General features: G+C 54.5%; 18 protein-coding genes. 10 read left to right on the top strand and 8 right to left on the bottom strand.

Going from position 1 to position 16841, the window contains the following annotated elements:
- Positions 1-61 precede the first annotated feature (61 nt).
- From QP400_RS00640 to secA, 3 genes are all read left to right on the top strand, one after another.
- The gene (locus QP400_RS00640) at positions 62-733 is read left to right on the top strand and encodes a ComF family protein (RefSeq protein ID WP_141740528.1); all 672 of its coding nucleotides are present in this window, start codon (positions 62-64) and stop codon (positions 731-733) included.
- Between the two features lie 155 nt (positions 734-888).
- Positions 889-1545 (top strand): ribosome hibernation-promoting factor, HPF/YfiA family, encoded by a 657-nt coding sequence (gene hpf / locus QP400_RS00635; protein ID WP_004806037.1) that lies wholly within the window; start codon positions 889-891, stop codon positions 1543-1545.
- Between the two features lie 147 nt (positions 1546-1692).
- Positions 1693-4437: a preprotein translocase subunit SecA gene (secA, locus tag QP400_RS00630; RefSeq protein ID WP_004806038.1), complete on the top strand. Its 2745-nt coding sequence runs from the start codon at positions 1693-1695 to the stop codon at positions 4435-4437.
- Here secA and QP400_RS00625 read toward each other — a convergent pair.
- Together QP400_RS00625 and QP400_RS00620 are read right to left on the bottom strand one after the other, a co-directional pair.
- Positions 4434-4937 (bottom strand): Rv3235 family protein, encoded by a 504-nt coding sequence (locus QP400_RS00625; RefSeq protein WP_004806041.1) that lies wholly within the window; start codon positions 4935-4937, stop codon positions 4434-4436. The genes secA and QP400_RS00625 overlap by 4 nt on opposite strands.
- Entirely contained in the window at positions 4934-5569 is a 636-nt protein-coding gene (locus tag QP400_RS00620) for a LysM peptidoglycan-binding domain-containing protein (RefSeq protein ID WP_004806042.1), read from the bottom strand. Before QP400_RS00620 ends, QP400_RS00625 begins: the two co-directional genes overlap by 4 nt.
- Positions 5570-5654: 85 nt before the next feature.
- Between QP400_RS00620 and QP400_RS00615 the strand changes: the two genes are divergently transcribed.
- Positions 5655-6149 carry a hypothetical protein gene (locus tag QP400_RS00615; protein ID WP_004806045.1) on the top strand — a complete coding sequence of 165 codons (495 nt, stop codon included), beginning with the start codon at positions 5655-5657 and terminating at the stop codon, positions 6147-6149.
- Here the strand turns inward: QP400_RS00615 and QP400_RS00610 are convergent.
- Complete coding sequence (locus QP400_RS00610) at positions 6146-6349, bottom strand: helix-turn-helix domain-containing protein (RefSeq protein WP_040314892.1); 204 nt, start codon at positions 6347-6349, stop codon at positions 6146-6148. The two genes, QP400_RS00615 and QP400_RS00610, sit on opposite strands and share 4 nt — an antisense overlap.
- Positions 6350-6503: 154 nt before the next feature.
- On the opposite strand from QP400_RS00610, the gene QP400_RS00605 reads away from it, so the two are divergent.
- From QP400_RS00605 to QP400_RS00595, 3 genes are read left to right on the top strand one after another with little or no spacing between them, the layout of a single operon-like run.
- A complete protein-coding gene (locus QP400_RS00605) occupies positions 6504-7079 on the top strand; it encodes a hypothetical protein (protein ID WP_141740527.1) in 576 nt (191 codons plus the stop codon).
- Entirely contained in the window at positions 7076-8245 is a 1170-nt protein-coding gene (locus tag QP400_RS00600; protein ID WP_004806051.1) for a CpaE/TadZ family protein, read from the top strand. Before QP400_RS00605 ends, QP400_RS00600 begins: the two co-directional genes overlap by 4 nt.
- Before the next feature lie 4 nt (positions 8246-8249).
- Complete coding sequence (locus tag QP400_RS00595) at positions 8250-8654, top strand: DUF6912 family protein (RefSeq protein WP_004806052.1); 405 nt, start codon at positions 8250-8252, stop codon at positions 8652-8654.
- Here the strand turns inward: QP400_RS00595 and QP400_RS00590 are convergent.
- From QP400_RS00590 to QP400_RS00570, 5 genes are read right to left on the bottom strand one after another with little or no spacing between them, the layout of a single operon-like run.
- Positions 8632-11583 (bottom strand): AAA family ATPase, encoded by a 2952-nt coding sequence (locus QP400_RS00590; RefSeq protein ID WP_004806055.1) that lies wholly within the window; start codon positions 11581-11583, stop codon positions 8632-8634. The genes QP400_RS00595 and QP400_RS00590 overlap by 23 nt on opposite strands.
- Positions 11570-12706 (bottom strand): exonuclease SbcCD subunit D, encoded by a 1137-nt coding sequence (locus QP400_RS00585; protein WP_004806056.1) that lies wholly within the window; start codon positions 12704-12706, stop codon positions 11570-11572. The genes QP400_RS00590 and QP400_RS00585 overlap by 14 nt, the downstream gene beginning before the upstream one ends.
- Before the next feature lie 43 nt (positions 12707-12749).
- Entirely contained in the window at positions 12750-13766 is a 1017-nt protein-coding gene (rsgA, locus tag QP400_RS00580; RefSeq protein WP_004806058.1) for a ribosome small subunit-dependent GTPase A, read from the bottom strand.
- Positions 13753-15009, bottom strand: a complete 1257-nt coding sequence (aroA, locus tag QP400_RS00575) for a 3-phosphoshikimate 1-carboxyvinyltransferase (RefSeq protein ID WP_004806060.1) — start codon at positions 15007-15009, stop codon at positions 13753-13755. The genes rsgA and aroA overlap by 14 nt, the downstream gene beginning before the upstream one ends.
- Positions 15009-15503, bottom strand: coding sequence for a DoxX family protein (locus QP400_RS00570; protein WP_004806061.1), 495 nt, complete (start codon positions 15501-15503; stop codon positions 15009-15011). Before QP400_RS00570 ends, aroA begins: the two co-directional genes overlap by 1 nt.
- A 143-nt stretch (positions 15504-15646) precedes the next feature.
- Between QP400_RS00570 and QP400_RS00565 the strand changes: the two genes are divergently transcribed.
- From QP400_RS00565 to QP400_RS10520, 3 genes are all read left to right on the top strand, one after another.
- Positions 15647-16237, top strand: a complete 591-nt coding sequence (locus tag QP400_RS00565) for a sigma-70 family RNA polymerase sigma factor (RefSeq protein WP_004806062.1) — start codon at positions 15647-15649, stop codon at positions 16235-16237.
- Positions 16234-16524 (top strand): mycothiol system anti-sigma-R factor, encoded by a 291-nt coding sequence (rsrA, locus tag QP400_RS00560; protein ID WP_285462433.1) that lies wholly within the window; start codon positions 16234-16236, stop codon positions 16522-16524. Before QP400_RS00565 ends, rsrA begins: the two co-directional genes overlap by 4 nt.
- Before the next feature lie 72 nt (positions 16525-16596).
- Positions 16597-16668, top strand: a complete 72-nt coding sequence (locus QP400_RS10520) for a 50S ribosomal protein bL37 (protein WP_391592316.1) — start codon at positions 16597-16599, stop codon at positions 16666-16668.
- The last annotated feature ends 173 nt before the right edge of the window (positions 16669-16841 follow it).

The following is a 16841-nucleotide window of genomic DNA, read 5'->3' as shown; positions in this document are numbered from 1 at the left end:
AATCCACAACCTAGGTTTTTTGCGGGTGATTCGTTTTCAGATCCTCGAAACAATTACTGCCATGGGAGCTCTACTCGACCTCGTTGTACCTGTCCAATGCATGGGTTGTGGCGCCTGGGATACGCCACTTTGCCAAGAATGCAGCGGCATCTTTGATGAATCTCCATTCGACGTGTCTGCATATTTGCGGGTATACCTCTCTAACGTATGGTGTCTCGACTGGTATGAGGGGGCCCTGCGCAATCTTGTGCTTGCTCTCAAACATGACCAGCGGGTAGATCCCTACCCCTATTTACTTCGCCTCGGGCATGCCTTGGCAAAGGCGCCATTTCTAAGCAAGGCCGACGACCTTGCTATCGTTCCGGCGCCGCCATCCTGGAAGCGTCGACTCTTCGGAAACAAGATCGGTCGTCCTCTTGCATTAGGAATAGCTGCGTATCTGGCAAAGCAAGGCCAGCAAGTGAAGATTCAAGATGTGTTATATCTACCGCTACGTGCTCACCAAGCAGGCAGATCAGGCAAAGGCAGAACTGAGCGCTTGAAAGAGGGAGTGAAGTGCGTAGGGAAGGTAGGCTCAAAGGTGCTGTTAGTGGACGATGTAGCAACGACTGGCGCAACTTTGAAGGCTTGTGCAAGAGCCGTTGAAGAACATGGGGGACAGGTAGTCGGAGCCGTGGTAATAGCCGCTGCTAAGCCACCTGTCCAAATAGAAGATACGAGCCCGCATATGTGATGTGCAATACGTGAATAGACGGTAAAGTTAAAGGAAATCAGGCATGAGCCTGAACTTCCAAGGGGAGGGGTGGTAGCTACACACAAGACCGCCGCAGTTGGTGCGGTTGGTACCCACAAACTGGCTTCGGCCAACGGAGTGCCCCGGAGGACACAATGGATATTATCGTCAATGCTAGAAATGCCGAGATTCACCCTAACTTCCGCGAATACGTAGAAGAGAAGGTATCGAAAGTAACCCAGTTCTATCCCCGCGCCCAGCGCGTGAACGTTGAACTAAACCACGAACGTAATCCGCGTCAGGCAGACACTGCCGAGCGTATTGAACTTACCGTTCACGGCAAGGGGCCGGTTATTAGGGCGGAGGCATCCTCGTCTGACCGCTACGCTGCCGTAGATATTGCGGCAGGGAAGCTGTACGAGCGTCTGCGCAGAGCTAGGGATCGGGCGAAAGACCATCGCAAGGGAGTAACTCATCAGGAAACTGAAAAGCCCTTAGATATTGAGGCGCTGAAGTTTGAACTGGCTGTTGAAGATGCCCCCAAGGCGGTACACGAGGAGACCAAGTCTGTCGCCGATATGAAGGCTGGCGAGGAGCGCGAAGAGCAACTTGGCGACTCCCCAGTGATCGTTCGACAAAAACTACATGAGCCAGATCGAATGACCGTATCTGAGGCCCTGTACCAGATGGAGCTTGTGGGACACCCGTTCTATCTGTTTGTAGATACCGAGACATCTCAGCCGTGTGTGGTTTACAGGCGGCACGGATGGACCTATGGCGTTCTCAGGCTAGACGCGAAGGTCGAACAGTAATCTGCTAAGTGTATTGGCCCGGTTCTCAGTGGTGAGGACCGGGCCATCTTTTCACCTATCGGTAAATGTGACGGACTCCAGTTGTAACGCCGTATGCTTTGGCCGTTAGACTAGGCATGTTGTGTGCGATCAACTGAAGGAGCTCACGTGTCGATTCTCGACAGGATTCTGCGTATTGGCGAAGGCCGAACGCTACGCCGCTTAGAAAAGCTGGCAGGGGAAGTACTTGCGAAGGAAGACGAGTACAAGGCCCTAACCGACCAAGAGTTGCAGGGCAAGACCGCCGAGTTTAAGGCGCTCCTGGAGGACGGCGCGACACTCGATGAGCTACTGGTGGACGCATTCGCGACTGTGCGTGAAGCCGCTGACCGCGTATTGAAATTGCGCCCGTACAAGGTACAGATCATGGGCGGTATCGCTCTTCATGAAGGCAACATTGCCGAAATGAAGACCGGTGAAGGCAAGACGCTGGTTGCGACCATGCCCTCCTACCTTAGGGCACTGGCAGGTAAGGGCGTTCACGTAATTACTGTGAACGATTACTTGGCTTCCTACCAGAGTGAGCTGATGGGCCGCGTGTATCGGTTCCTAGGGCTCACTGTTGGCTGCATCGTTGCGAACCAGAGCCCTGATGAGCGCCGAAAGCAGTACAACGCCGACATTACTTACGGTACGAACAACGAGTTCGGTTTCGACTACCTACGTGACAACATGGCTCAGTCAGTCGAATCCTTGGTACAGCGTGATCACTACTTCGTCATTGTCGACGAGGTTGACTCCATTTTGATCGACGAGGCTCGTACGCCACTAATCATTTCAGGTCCTGCTGAGGGCGAAGCGGATCAGTGGTACTCGAAGTTCTCGCAGATGGTCCGCCTGCTAGAGCGCGGTAGGGACTACGAGGTAGACGAGAAGAAGCGCACCGTTGGGGTAACCGAAGCGGGCATTGAAGCGATTGAGGATATGCTCGGTATTGATAATCTCTACGAAGCTGCGCATACGCCGCTGATCGGCTTCCTGAACAATGCTATTAAGGCTAAGGAGCTCTTCAAACGCGACCGCGACTACATCGTCTCGGGTGGGGAAGTAATCATCGTTGACGAACATACCGGTCGTACGATGGAAGGACGCCGCTACAACGAGGGTATCCACCAGGCTATCGAAGCCAAGGAAGGTGTTGAAGTAAAGGCCGAAAACCAGACTTTGGCGACGATTACACTGCAGAACTACTTCCGCCTATACGAGGTACTCGCTGGCATGACGGGTACTGCCGAAACTGAGGCTGCCGAGTTCGCAAATACTTACAAGATCGGGGTAGTGCCGATCCCAACTAACAAGCCGATGATCCGCCAAGATAAGGCTGACCTGGTCTACCCAACCCGCGCTGGCAAGCTGCGGGCGATTGTAAAAGATATCGCGGAGCGTCACGAAAAGGGACAACCGGTACTGGTTGGCACTACCGACGTGGCGAAGTCCGAGGAGCTTTCTGCACTTCTAAAGGAAGTTGGAGTGCCGCACACTGTGCTGAATGCTAAGCAGCACAAGCGCGAAGCAGAAATCGTTTTCGATGCCGGTCGAAAAGGCGCAGTGACTGTCGCTACGAACATGGCTGGTCGTGGTACCGACATTATGCTCGGTGGCAATCCTGAGCGCATTGCCGAGCAAGAAGTGCGTGCAGCCGGTTTCGATCCTGAAGAAGATCTCGATGCCTACCGGAAGGCCTACGAGGAGGCGCTTCCAAAGGCCGAAGCCGCTGTGAAGGCCGAGCATGACGAAGTAAAGGAGCTGGGCGGACTATACGTCCTCGGTACGGAACGGCACGACTCGCGTCGTATCGATAACCAGCTTCGTGGTAGGTCTGGCCGTCAGGGTGACCCGGGCGAATCCCGTTTCTACCTGTCTATGCAAGATCCGCTCATGTTGAAGTTTGCAACCGGTCTGGCGCAGAGGATCATGGCATCAGACTCGTATCCGGAGGATCTGCCGCTGGAAGGGCGCTTGGTGTCGCGTACGATCGAGTCCGCCCAGAGCCAGGTCGAGGCACAGCATGCCGAGATTCGTAAGAACGTGCTGAAGTATGACGATGTTATGACCGGTCAGCGTGAGCTGATTTACGATCAGCGGCGGCAGGTACTAAACGACAAAGTTGACATGGGGGAGCAGGTCCCGGGCTTTATTGAGCAGGTAATTCGCGAATCGGTCGCGGCCGTAACTGCGGAGGGAAGCCCCGAAGATTGGGAGCTGGAGAAGCTCTGGACTGAACTTCGTTCGATTTACCCAATCAGCTTGAAGATCGAAGATCTAGAAGAAGAAGTAGGTGGCAGGGTCGCCCTATCGTCTGACGATGTCACGGAAGCTCTGTTGGATGACATTACTGACGCCTACGCAACCGCGGTTGAAGAAGTAGATAATAATCCGGTTGCAATTTCGCAATTGGGCGATGCTCCCATGAACGAGCTGGAGCGCCGGGTCCTATTAGGGACAGTCGACAGGTTGTGGAGGGAACACCTCTACGAGATGGATTACCTGAAGGAAGGCATCGGCCTGCGCGCAATGGGCCAGCGTGATCCCCTGGTGGAATATTCTTCCGAGGGCGCGCAGATGTTTACCGAGATGATGGGGCGTATTCGTCAGGACACCGTCTCTTCGGTATTCGGTTTTGCTCACCAGTTCAAGGCTGTTCGTGAACAGCTTGAAGCCCAGCAGGCCGACAACTCCGGAAATGTGATGGGTACTGTCGGAGCAAGTGAGGAGCCGACCAATATTGCCTACTCCGGGCCATCCGATTCTCCCTCGAGCGAGGAAGAGGAAGGCGCATCTGCGGGGCAGGCAGAAGGAAAGCCCATGAACCGTTCAGAGAGGCGTGCCGCGAAGAAGAAAAATCGCAGCTAGCCAATTTCTAGTGCCGTAGTAACCCACCTACCGTGTAGCGGTTCAAGGCGCAGTGCTACGGCCCTGGACTTCTTTCCATCGAATACTACGACGGCGGCCTCTACAGCCTGGAGGCCGCCGCCTTTTATTGCCTGCACTGCCTTCACATGTGCGCTAACAACTCTGGCGGATTTAGCGGGAGCGGCATGCTTATTCAGCCTTCGCGCCATCTCTACCCGATTGAGTAACGCCCCATGTATTTCGGGCAATAGCCACTGAGACAGTGGGGAAGTAGGGCGAAAACCGGTGAGTAGTTCGATTACGGTTTTAGCGATGTTCGCCGCCCATGGTCTTGGGTGTGGCATCTTTGGTGTGGGCAGACCTTGATTAGGTCTAAGCTTGCTCCGGGCGGCACACCCAGGCCGTAGTACCGGAATCTGGGTGCGGGTTGGGGGTGGAGTCATTGGTCGCTTGGGAGCAAGCTTTATCATCTTTGGGGATTGGCTTAGTGGTGCGCTCATTTGTCTTCCTTTGGAATAGCCAGGTTTTGTCCTGGTTGAATTAGGTTCGGATTTGGTCCGATAACGGTCTTGTTTCGGTCGTAAAGGGCATTGACTGAGGTGGCGTGCTCTTGCGATATGCTCCACAGAGAATCACCGGCTTGCACGGTGTAATAGGAGAGGTTTTGGGGTGGCGCTCCGGCAGTTAGATCCAGTGAGGGAGCTCCTGGCCCCAGATCAACGAGGGAGGTCGCAACTACGGGACTTCCTTCGGTAGCAGGCGAAGCAGTAGTTGCGAGGGCTGCGGGGGCGGAAAAGAAGCCAATTGCCGTGGATGCTGAGATCGAGATTCCAGCTGCTTTTCGCAACAGGGGCGGACCGTATTGTAGAACTTTGCTGCGAATTGTCTCGGCAACTCTTGCCGGGGCAAACTGGGCAACCAAAAGTGCCAGCCCGCCGGCTAGATACCACAGCGATAGTAGGGCTCCGATTGTGGCTAGTATGCAGGCCACTAACGCCGAGAGCTGGGCTGATGGCAATTCTTGCACGAATATTTGGTGTGCAGAGTCGATCGCCATGCCAGAGCAGTAGGCGCAACTACTTGGTGCCGCCAACGTTGCGATACCGGCGCCGATATTGTTTATGCTTCGCATTGAATGCCTAACGACTATGTTTGAGCATGTTTGATACTTAACGTTAAGCGTGCGGGTGCGACTCTGTCAACAGTAATATTTAGATATGGATTTTTTAGATTCTCTGGAAGCTGCTTTTGAAGGGCAGTGGGCGGTAGAGCGTGAAGCGGAGGCGCACGAATTAGCCGAGGCTGCTCGTCTCAGCATTAACTTGGCTGATCTGATACGCGAGCAGCAAGGTAGGCGTGTTGATCTGGAACTATTTTCCGGGGCGCGGATTGCTGGGCTGGCGGTAGAGGTGAATTCTGCCTGGGCGCAGGTTGTAGATCAGGCAGGGAATCGGACGGTTGTTGCGTTGGCTGCAATAGCGGCGATGGGTGCTCCGGGGCGTGCTGGAACCGTTGAATCTTTGTTGCAGTCTAGGCAGAAAATCGGCATGGTTATGCGTGAAATTGCAAGATCGGGGCGTGTGGTGCTGGTGACCTCTGTAGCGGGGCAGCAGTGGCGAGGTCGACTGTCCGGGGTTGGGGCCGACTATCTAGAGCTAGACAGGAGATGTGCTGTGCGGCTGGCCGTTATTGAGAGCGTGCGAGTGTGTTAGAGGTTTTTAGCTTTTTCCGCTGAGGCTGCGTATGCATTCTGAATGTAGTCTTCGAGGACAGACTTCTCTATCCTCCACTGCTTGCGTCCGCCAACTTGGATGGCTGGAAGTTCGCCCGATTTGATCATGGCACGGACCCCTTGCTCTGAAAGGGCAAGTAAATCGGCCACGTCAGAGATTGTGTAAAATCTAGGTTCCATGTTGCCTATTATGCCCATTTAGTATGTTTTATGTCTATAGATAATGTATTGTTTGGGTTGCTACGGAAGTGACTTTTCCGCTTTCGCATCGGGAAAAACCCGGGCAAAATAGGAAAGGCAAAAAACGGCAACTGGAGACAAGATGGCTAATGCAATGAGGCTTCGCGATCCCCGACTCCTAGCGGGAATTATTCTGATAATCGGGTCGGCCCTAGCGGGTTGGTTCATTCTAGATCGCTCTGCATCCGGTCCTGCAATGTTGCAGGCAAGAAGTGACTTGGCCGCCGGCACGGTCCTGAGTGAGGCAAATACTATTGTCGCTGATGGTTTTGCAGGGAAGGGCGATATCTACCTAGCGGCTTCAGAACTAAAAGAGAATCGACCGCTGGCGAGGCCGGTAGGAAAAGGGGAGATTATTCCAAAAGCAGCTGTTGCTAATGCTGACGCTGTTACCTCCAGGCCAATGATGGTCACCGCCGCGTCTTCTCTTCCCGCATCCGTCAAGGCCGGTGACCAGATAGAACTGTGGGAGGTGGCAAATTCCGACTCGGGACAATCCCAAGAACCGCAACTTATGTGCGTGGCCGGACTCGTCTCTTCTAAAGAGGACGAGAGGGCGTTCAGTGACGGGGTAAAACTCGAAGTTAGGGTGCCGGGAGAATCCGTTTCCAGAGTGCTAGCCGCACAGGGGAAAGGATCCAAGATAGTAGCGGTGGCGAAACACCGATGATCGGGGTCTTGCTATGCCTTGAAGGCGAGTTAGAAGTTGATCTTGTCCGGTCGATCTCTGCCGGTCGGGACATAGCCGTTCAACGTAGATGCGCCGATCTTACGGAGCTACTTGCAGCGGCTGAAGCTGGACTCGGTTCTGTAGCGATCATCTCGGGGGAAGTAGACGGACTTACAATCTCGACTGTAGAACGCCTAGAAGAGGCCGGCATGCACACGCTGGTTGTCTCCTCTGCTATTGAAGAATTTGGTCCTGCGCGTGTCGTTCCCCCAGATAAGACGGCAATCTTAAACAGGGTTGCCGCGGTCATTTCCAAGGCTGCAAGTACCTCCCTCGCTACGCCCTCGACCGAAAGCGATAAGCAGGAATCCGGTGAGGAGACGCCTCTCGGAAAGATAGTAGTAATCACGTCCCCGATAGGATCTCCGGGGCGTACCACCTTAGCTGCGGGAATCGCTGGCGCATTGGCGCAGCGTCATTCCGTGCTGCTGATCGATGCCGATATTACTGCCCCGTCTGTGGCAATGACATTGGGGCTGGACGATTTTGGAGCTGGCATTGCAGCAGCGGCAAGATTGGCTGATCGGGGAGCCTTAGACCAGATGGAATTGGACCTAATCGTCGAGGAATCGGCTGGCTTCAAGGTACTAACTGGGCTAAACAGAGCGCATAGGTGGCAGGAGGTGCCCGGAGGCACCATCAGCAGAATCCTTGAGGTAGCTGCGACCATGTTCGAATGGGTTGTTGTGGATACTGCTGCAAGAACCGATCCAGATGAGTCCGGTACTGTTTTTGGGCCTGCCCGTGACGACGTTCTGGAAGCCATCCTAAATAACTGTGATCACCAAGTGCTTGTCGGACGTGCTGACCCAATTGCTATTCGGCGGCTACTCGCAGCATATGGAGACGAGGCAGATCGAGGGCGCAAGCCGGACACTGTAGCTGTGACTGGTACGGGCGTAATCCCAGGAATGCGCGAGAGACACGTGGGGGATGTGGTTGCACGTTTTGCCCATGCCAAGATCGTAGGGATTGACTTTGATGCGGAGGGGATTGCTCAGGCATTACTGGAGGCTAGACCATACGAGGCTGTAGCTATTTCGAAGCTGGTCGACCGTATAACGGGGGAGCGAAGTTACAGATCCCGTAAGGACATGCGAAAATAGGGCCATGCGTATATATCTTCCCTTGCTGAGGACCGAACTAGCCGACCTGGAACTGCCATCGCGTAACGCTGTTGCTGCCACGGAAGAATTTCAGCGAAAATACCACGAAGAAGGCTTTGACATCGAGGATTACGAATTCATATCCATGATGGTTGCAGCTGGACTTTGTAAGGAACTCGGGGCTGACATGCGCATTGTTGCTGCGGCAGATTGCGAGGCTACCGAAGTGGGCCACGGCATGGTGCAGCCCGCAAGCCTTTCCTGGGAGGATGTCGTGTCAATCCATGTAGACGGCACTGAAGGACGTGCGCTAGTCGCCGCTGGCAAGTGGGAAGAGGCTGGCGCCGAAGCACTGGAATGGTACGACATAGTAGAACGGCAAAATCTTATCGCCGAGTTGGCAGATTAAGTTTCAACCGGGATCCCTGCTCTGAGGCAATTACCTGCACTTTCGGGCCCACCTGGTTTGCTAACTCGCGGACGTGAGAGATGATGCCAACTAATCTGCCAGCACTACTGACACGGAGCTGATCCATCACAGAGTCCAGTTTTTGGGGATCTAGGCTTCCAAATCCCTCGTCGATAAGCATCGTTTGGATTACTATTCCCCCTGCCTCATAGCTAACTACCTCAGCTAGTGCTAGCGAGAGGGCGAGCGAACAGTAGAACATTTCCCCGCCAGATAGCGATGAGGTTTTGCGTTCTGTATCCGAGTAATGGTCCCTAACGGCTAGTGAGAGAGCTTGATTTACAGAACGTCCCCCGTCAGAATCGGTGCGCACGAGCTCATACCTACCCGCGGACATGGCCTGCAGATGTGGATTCGCAACGGCAAGAATCTGGTTCAATCGCTCGAGTAGTACCCAGGTAGAAAGCGGAATTGAATCTTGGTTTGCTGGGCCAGCGTTGACCAGTTCGAAAAGCCAAAGTAGATCTTTGTGCTCGGCAGTTAGGCTATCCAAATGGTCGGTAGCTGAGCTAATTCGCTCTACTGCTCGAAGCAGTTGGTCCCGCTCAGCTAGCAGCTTTCCGAGCTGCTGGTTTTGCGCGTCAGCCGTGGCAGTGGCAGAGTCTTTAGCATTTTGCAGGGCTACGGTATCGGGACTGTTCTCTGCTGCCAGTGCAACTAACTTGGGCTCAGAAAGACGCTGCGAACAAGATTGTTTTTGTGCTTTCCAATCGGCAATTTGGCTGCGAAGACCAGATTCTGCCTCTTTGTCCAAAGCCGCCTTCTGCGCGTCCTCGACGGTAGGAAAGTTGTTTTTCTTCAGCGACCGGATTAGCTCCTCGCCGGATGTCTCGGCAGCTACCTTTGCATGCTCCAGATGCTTGATGTTGAGTAGTTGGCGGTCACCTAAAGTGTGAATCTGCACCAGTTTGTCGTGCAATTGCCGAACAGTGATTCCGTTTTGGGTAAGCGGCGCTATTTGACCTTTTAGCTTACTGATTGACTCTGTAAGAGAGTGGATCCTTTGCTGTAGTTCCTGCAAAGCCTGTTTATTGAGGGCAACTTCGGTGTCGTATTGCGCCTTCTTATTCTGTTCTTCTTGGAGCTTGTTCTGATAGCCTTCCAGTTTATTTGCTTGCCGTTCGGCCTGCTCGAAGAGCGTTCGTTCCAACTGCAGCTGGGGCGCAAGTACCTCCTGCGCGATTGATATTTCCGCTTGAGCTTTAGTAGTGCGTTCTAAGGCTTGTTCGTGCCTACTCTTTGCAGCGTTGAATAGCTCTTCGGCTCTAGCAGTTTCTTTGTATGCCTCGCTTAGGCGATCCAGGGACACAGTTTGGGCGCCCTCCTCAGCAGGATGCGGGTGCGACAAAGAACCGCAGGCGGGGCAGGGAACCCCATCTTGCAAGTGGGAGGCTACCTGAGACGCAAGCCCCTGCAGCCGCTGCGTAACTAGGTGTGCCTCCTTGGATTTGGCCGTGTCCCAGGCACGTGCCGCGGCAATTTTCTGCTCAGCGGCATCTGATAGGGCTTTTGCAGCCTCTTTCCATTCCTCGTGTGCCTGATGCTGGGCCTGTAGCTTTTCTAGTTTTTCGCCGTGCTCCTGCATTGCCTTGGATGCATTCTGGGAAGCCAAGACCTGTAGCTTCACGTGCTCGACTACCTGGTGCGCCTTTGCAGCCTTGGCAGAGCATTCCTGGCCCCCTTTGCTTGCCGCCGCAGCTTTATCTTGGAGCGTGTGTAGTTCTTCTTGTCTATTTTTCAGGTCTGCTTCTACGCCTACTAGTGGCACTAGTTCTGCTGCGTACTGGCCAGCCTTTTCCCGCAAGTCACCGCGATAAAACGAAACCTCCGCTACGGCCTGAGTCAAGATTTCTTCAGCTTCGGTCACGGCTTGCTCAGCGTCTTCCTTAGCAGCCAGATCGTGCTCATGTATTGAGTTTTTGCCCAGTACCTCTTTAGAGCGAGCAGCAGCATCGAGAGTGAGCTGCTGGCGCTCTCTGAGCGAGGCTTCTTGCTCCAGCGTATGCAGAGTTTGCTTTAGCAGAGAGAATTGTGCTTTGGCCTCAATTACCTGCTCCCCGTGGGTTAATGCAGCGGCGGCCTTTTGCTCTTGATCTTTGGCTTTGGCAAGGCCGCTTTTAGCGGTCTCTACCGAGGCATCCATTGCCTGCGCAACGGCGGCTCGGGCAGCGTGAGGTGACCTCTCGCTAAGCTCTATTCCCTTTTCCTGTATTTGGTCCAAATACTCTGACCACGCACTATTGAGGGCGGCAGAAGCATCCTTTGCGACTGCCTGTGCATCCTTCGCGCTCTCGCGTAATGCGTCCTCGAAACGAGCGTAGTCTTGGGTGCGGAAGATAGATTCGAGCACTTTCTTGCGATCGTCAGACTTCGCCCTGAGGAACGTATCGAATTTTCCCTGAGGCAGAATCACGGTCTGACAGAACTGTTCCCCTGTGAGGCCTACCAGTTCTAAGATAGCCGGGCCAACATCTACAGGGCGGGTCGCAAGCGGATTCGCCGGATCGTCAATGCGAATCAGATGCGCGGTAGTGCGATGCAAGGTAAAGCCATCGCCCCGCTTCTTGGGCCTTTCGTATGCGGGCGAGCGGCGGACTCTGTACTGCCCAGAAGACACTTCAAAATCTAGTTCAACCCAGGTTTCTTCAGTGGGAGCACATAAAGTAGAGCGCATTCGGGCGGGATCAGCATTTTGGCTGGAAAGACGGCCGTATAGAGCGAACACTACGGCATCTAGAATAGTCGTCTTACCGCCTCCGGTAGGGCCTGTAATAAGCATGATTCCCTCGGGCTCAAATTCTTCAAAATCTATGTCTTGGCGCCCGGGGAAAGGACCAATCCCGGAAAAAGATAGTCTAAGAAGCCGCATGCTCGTCGCCCTTCCTTACCTGGTACCAGATCTGCTCGACAATTTGCTTGCCCTTCTGCGTAAGTTCTTTCCTGCCGACCTGCTGGGCAAAATCAATGGTCACCTGTACCGGATCCTGCTGGACCACCGTGGTTGTAGGTAGAGACGGACGCCGCTGCGCACCTACAAACTGGACAGTCAGCAAATGTGGAAAACGCTCCAGTAACTGCCGATGAAGATTGGGGGGCCGCGAAACATCGGTGACTTGTGCCGCCACCCACGCATCTTGATAAGAGGCAAAAGCGGGCGAAAGAAGCTCTTCTAAAGTGCCTGTGATAGTGGCTATGGGGCGTACCTGTGGGATAGGTAGCCTGGTAACTGTCGTATTGCCATCTTGGCAGGCAACGAGTAGAGCGCACTTTGCAGTACCAGCCTCGGAAAATGAATACGGCACGGGCGAACCCGAGTAGTAGATAGGAACTGGCCCTTGGAGATGCTGATAGCGATGCAAATGTCCCAAAGCCACATATGACATTTTTTCAAATAGGTCAGCAGATACTGCTTCCACGCCTCCGATAGAGATGTCTCTTTCTGAATCGGAACTTATGCCCCCTAAAACGAAAGCATGGGCCATTACAACGGCAGGTAGAGACGGGTCTTTCTGGCGTCGTTGCTGCAAATCCTGGGAAACGAGTTGCATAGCCGCGCTCATCACATCCTGATGAGTTGTGGCAGTACCAAAGAAATGACTGGCAGCTATTGGTTCTAGATAGGGGAGAGGATAGACGACTCCGTCTGCTACCGGCACCGCTTTTCCGACCTGGGACAGCCGCGATACCACTACTAGTTCGTCCCTAAAGAATTCTGCTCCGAATCCCAGCCGCTTGGCGGAGTCATGGTTGCCGGGACAGTAGATTACTCGGGTGAACTTGGTAAGCCGGTGCAGGGCATCTTCTAACAGTTCTACCGCCCCTGCTGACGGCAGTGCCCGGTCATATACGTCGCCGCTAATTAGCACCGCATCTACCCGGTGTTCTTTGGCAAGATCCACCAAGGAATCTATAAAGAGCCGCTGGGCCGGCACCATGTCTGCCCCGTGCAATGTGCGTCCCAGATGCCAGTCGGAAGTGTGGATGAACTTCATACCACTAAGGTTATGCCCCGCCTCCGACTAATGAGGACAGACCTTAGGACCGCTCCCAAGATTCCAGCCCCGCTTCCCTAGAAGCCAGCAGGCGACGGAACGAGGCGACTCGTTCACGCGAGACCTGTTTCGCATCCAGTGCGCAATCAGGTGCATCCGCACCGTGGGAACACCCACGCGGACAGTACTCCTGCGCGACTTCGGCAAGGTCAGTGAAGCCAGCTAACAATTCGTCAGGTTCAACATGCGCTAATCCAAAGGAACGGACCCCGGGGGTATCGACTACCCATCCAGAATCGTCCTTCAACGGTAAGGCAACCGCTGAAGTGGAAGTATGTCGCCCTCGGCCGGTCACGGCATTGACATGGCCGGTTGCCCGATCTGCCTGCGGAATAAGGGCATTGATCAGTGTTGACTTGCCCACCCCAGAGTGGCCTACCAGAACTGTCAAGTTGTCTTTTAGCTGTGCCTCCAGTTCTGCTAGTCCCACAATGCCATTTTCAGTTACCGAGGTAGAGACAAAACCAATATCCAGATTCTTGTAGAAAGTGAGCGCCTCTTCGGGCTGGGCTAGATCGGCTTTTGTAAGCACTAGGAGGGGTTTTATGCCCGCCGAAACCGCTGCCACAAGGCACCTGTCAATCATGCCCGTGCGCGGAGGCGGATCTGCCAGGGCAGTTACGATTGCCATTTGAGTTGCGTTGGCAACCATAGGTTTCTCGGTGCCTTTACTTGCGTCGTCTTCAGTAGAGCGCATCAACACGGTGCTCCGTTCCTCGACGACGACGATGCGAGCTAGGGATCCTTTCGATCCGGACAAGTCTCCAACAACGCGCACCCTATCGCCTACGATTACAGCGCGTCGTCCAAGTTCGCGGGCCTTTACCGCGTGAAGGAGATTGTTCTTTAAAGAAAGGGTGAAACGCCCTCTATCTACGGCAACTACCGAAGCGATCTCGGCTTTTGAATAATCTGGCCGTTTCTTGGACCTAGGTCTAGATGAACGCGCGGGGCGTACCTTCACCCTGGGATCGTCCGTGCCAATATCACGCCAACCCATTTAGTCCCCTCCACATCCGGGCAAAATCAGGCAGTGTCTTTGCGGTAGTGGCAATATTTTCTACCTTGACCGCAGTCCTTAGCCCCGCAATCGCAGCAAAAGTAGCCATTCGGTGATCTTCATAAGTATTGATTCTTGCCGGTCTTGGAGTGCCCGGAGTAATAGTTAGGAAATCAGGGCCTTCCTCGATCTGGGCTCCCAGCTTGCATCCTTCACAGGCGAGGGCGGCAAGACGGTCTGTTTCGTGACCGCGCAGATGCCCGATTCCATACAGGTGAGTGGGGCCTTCTGCAAAGAGTGCGAGCGCCACGACAGTAGGCACCAGCTCGCCCTCGGCAGACATGTCACGGGTGATCCCGCGAAGGGATTTTCCTTCCACTGTAAGTCGGTTTGCTTCCTGGCTGACACTAGCGCCAAAATCGGTCAGGATGCTCTTCCAGTGGGCTCCTACCTGTGTAGTAGCTGCGGGCCAATCGGGGATCGAAACGGTGCCGCCAGTAAGTGCGGCCGCGGCTAAGAACGGGCCGGCGTTGGAAAGATCCGGTTCAATAGTTACGGTTCCCCCTGCAGGGCGAACGCCGCCAGCGACGAAGGCGTTACCATCTTGCACGCACGGTACCGCATGGGCCCTTAGTGTCTGCATAGTCATCCGAATATGCGGCAATGAGGGGAGCTTTCCCATTACTTCAACCCGCAGTGGATTTGGCATGGCAGCACTGGCGAGCAACAGTGCGGAAAGAAATTGGCTAGTGGAACTCGAATCGACACGGACTGGCCCTTCAAGCGCGCTGCCGTGTACAGCAAGTGGGAGGTGGTCGCTTTCACCGAGAGAATCGATCCGAGCTCCCATCCGCCGCAAAGCCTGTACCAGCCCTGCCATAGGACGGACTCGGGCGCCCTCGTCCCCATCCAATATGCAGTCACCCTGCGCCATGGCCGCTAGAGGAAGCACGAAGCGCATAACGGTTCCAGCGAGGCCACAATCAATTTGTCCGCTCGAACGCAGGGTGCCCCCACGTACGGTCCAAACGTCGCCTTGGCAGGAGACGGCCACGCCTAACTGCTTAAGAGCGGCGACCATCAAGGTGGTGTCCCGCGAGCGGAGAGCACCGCGGATGGTAGTGGGCTGGTCCGAAAGGGCAGCCAACACTAGATGGCGGGCGGTCAAAGACTTAGAACCGGGAATCCGTACTACTCCAGAAACCGGCCCTTGGGCTAAGGGGGCCTCCCACCACTGCGCCATTAATCCCCGATCTGTTCGATTTGTTCCATAGCTGCATCCGCTTCGGCTTCGCGCAATGCTTTGTAGTTCCGGTAGCGCCAGCCTAGCGACGGATCCCCTTCGCGATCGTAAGCCGCCAGTAGGAGTCCGCCGGTCAAGCCTAGCCGAGTAACCGCCATGGACAGGTTCTGCTTCCGCTTGTCGGACTCAGCAAACAAGACGGGATAATTCACTGCGGTGATCGGAAGGTTCAACAGGGCAAGCACAGCCGCGCAAGTACGGGGCTTGATGCCGAAGATCAGACCTAGCCCGGCAGCGGTGGTGACTCCGCCGGCAACACGGGTAACCATGCGCGCGTCAGAGTCCAGTACTGGGGGAAGTCCCCACTTCTCTAGTTTCGGAGAGACAGACCGAAAACGCGCTACGTGTTCTTCGGAGTGGATAACGGCGTCGATGCCGTCAGAGACGAAAAGAGAGGCGATCATAGTGCGGGCGAGAGTGCGTAAAATGCTCATAAAACAATTGGTACCGCACCTGGGTGCTTTTCGCTAGCTATTGGAAAAATAAAATCTGGTCCGGGAATAAAACAGGGCGGCTTCGTGTTCAGTTAGTTAGTTCGCAAAGACTAGTTCTGAGTGCTGCGATAGGCTGAAAGGTGATGACACAAACAACCAAGAGGGCGCCGGCAGAATCCGTCGCCGAGCGCCGGCAGCGTTTCGAACAGGATGCTCTGCCTCACCTGGATGAACTGTATCGCGGCGCATTGCGCTTCACTAGGAACCCGGCAGACGCCGAGGACCTAGTGCAGGATGCCATGGTCAAGGCGTACGCGGCTTTCGACCAGTACAAGCCAGGAACAAACTTGCGAGCGTGGTTGTTCCGTATCCTGCGGAACACCTATATAAATAAATATCGCAAGGAACAGCGCCGGCCACCTACCGCAGATGCTGGCGAGTTGCAGGATTGGCAACTTGCAAAGGCCGCTAGTCACGATTCTGTGGGGTTGTTATCCGCCGAGGTCGAAGCTCTTGCCGCACTTCCAGAGGGTACGGTTCGAGAGGCTTTGATGGAACTGCCAGAGGACTATAGGATCGCGGTTTTTTTGGCGGATGTGGAAGGTTTCTCGTACAAAGAAATCGCGCAGATTATGGACACGCCCACTGGAACGGTGATGTCTCGATTGCACAGAGGGCGATCCAGGTTGCGCAAGGCTCTTGCGAATTACGTAGCAGAAGGGGAGGAATCATGAGCTGCGGATGTGGTAGCGATGATTGTCGCTGCGACGAGGTAATGGCCGATCTATACGAGTTTGTAGACGAGACTCTGTCTCCGTCCCAGATCCACAGGTTAGCGGCGCACATAAGTGGGTGCCCGCATTGTGCAGCCCACGCTGAGGGGGAGCGGGAACTGCGAGCTTTGATGGCTCGGCAGTGCCGAGAGAGCGCGCCGGCACGTCTTCGCGGCAGAATCGTTCGAACCATTGCAGCTTCGGATGGCCAAAATGGGATGTCTATTACTATTTTGGAGTCTTACTAGCCGGTTGGCTTGGTTTTCCGGGGTTGCATGTGCGAAACTGGTTTGGTTATCGACCCGGAAGGAGTGTGTCCCATGAGCAAGCGTGGACGCAAGCGTAAGGATCGCAGGTTCAAGCCTGCCAACCATGGCAAACGCCCTCAGTAACTGAGTTTTAGAGCCCCACTTCGGTGGGGCTCTTTTTTATCTCTTGACAAAAAGTATTGAATATTTATTCACGAAACGACGCTGTTTTGGCCGAATCTGTAGGGATTGGATGAAGCCGGTATGAATAAAAAGAGAATGTCGTTCTACTATTCGGACATATATTCTCAGTCACT

This window comes from Winkia sp. UMB3158, assembly GCF_030217145.1.
GTDB classification, from domain to species: domain Bacteria; phylum Actinomycetota; class Actinomycetes; order Actinomycetales; family Actinomycetaceae; genus Winkia; species Winkia anitrata.
The sequence above is the reverse complement of the archived record's forward strand: the minus strand, read 5'-3'. Positions and strand labels throughout refer to the sequence as shown.

Coding starts and splice junctions, on each gene's coding strand:
- QP400_RS00640 (WP_141740528.1), top strand. CDS start 62: ATGGGAGCTCTACTCGACCTCGTTGTACCTGTCCAATGCATGGGTTGT.
- hpf (WP_004806037.1), top strand. CDS start 889: ATGGATATTATCGTCAATGCTAGAAATGCCGAGATTCACCCTAACTTC.
- QP400_RS00625 (WP_004806041.1), bottom strand. CDS start 4,937: ATGAGCGCACCACTAAGCCAATCCCCAAAGATGATAAAGCTTGCTCCC.
- QP400_RS00620 (WP_004806042.1), bottom strand. CDS start 5,569: ATGCGAAGCATAAACAATATCGGCGCCGGTATCGCAACGTTGGCGGCA.
- QP400_RS00615 (WP_004806045.1), top strand. CDS start 5,655: ATGGATTTTTTAGATTCTCTGGAAGCTGCTTTTGAAGGGCAGTGGGCG.
- QP400_RS00610 (WP_040314892.1), bottom strand. CDS start 6,349: ATGGAACCTAGATTTTACACAATCTCTGACGTGGCCGATTTACTTGCC.
- QP400_RS00605 (WP_141740527.1), top strand. CDS start 6,504: ATGAGGCTTCGCGATCCCCGACTCCTAGCGGGAATTATTCTGATAATC.
- QP400_RS00600 (WP_004806051.1), top strand. CDS start 7,076: ATGATCGGGGTCTTGCTATGCCTTGAAGGCGAGTTAGAAGTTGATCTT.
- QP400_RS00595 (WP_004806052.1), top strand. CDS start 8,250: ATGCGTATATATCTTCCCTTGCTGAGGACCGAACTAGCCGACCTGGAA.
- QP400_RS00590 (WP_004806055.1), bottom strand. CDS start 11,583: ATGCGGCTTCTTAGACTATCTTTTTCCGGGATTGGTCCTTTCCCCGGG.
- QP400_RS00585 (WP_004806056.1), bottom strand. CDS start 12,706: ATGAAGTTCATCCACACTTCCGACTGGCATCTGGGACGCACATTGCAC.
- rsgA (WP_004806058.1), bottom strand. CDS start 13,766: ATGGGTTGGCGTGATATTGGCACGGACGATCCCAGGGTGAAGGTACGC.
- aroA (WP_004806060.1), bottom strand. CDS start 15,009: ATGGCGCAGTGGTGGGAGGCCCCCTTAGCCCAAGGGCCGGTTTCTGGA.
- QP400_RS00570 (WP_004806061.1), bottom strand. CDS start 15,503: ATGAGCATTTTACGCACTCTCGCCCGCACTATGATCGCCTCTCTTTTC.
- QP400_RS00565 (WP_004806062.1), top strand. CDS start 15,647: ATGACACAAACAACCAAGAGGGCGCCGGCAGAATCCGTCGCCGAGCGC.
- rsrA (WP_285462433.1), top strand. CDS start 16,234: ATGAGCTGCGGATGTGGTAGCGATGATTGTCGCTGCGACGAGGTAATG.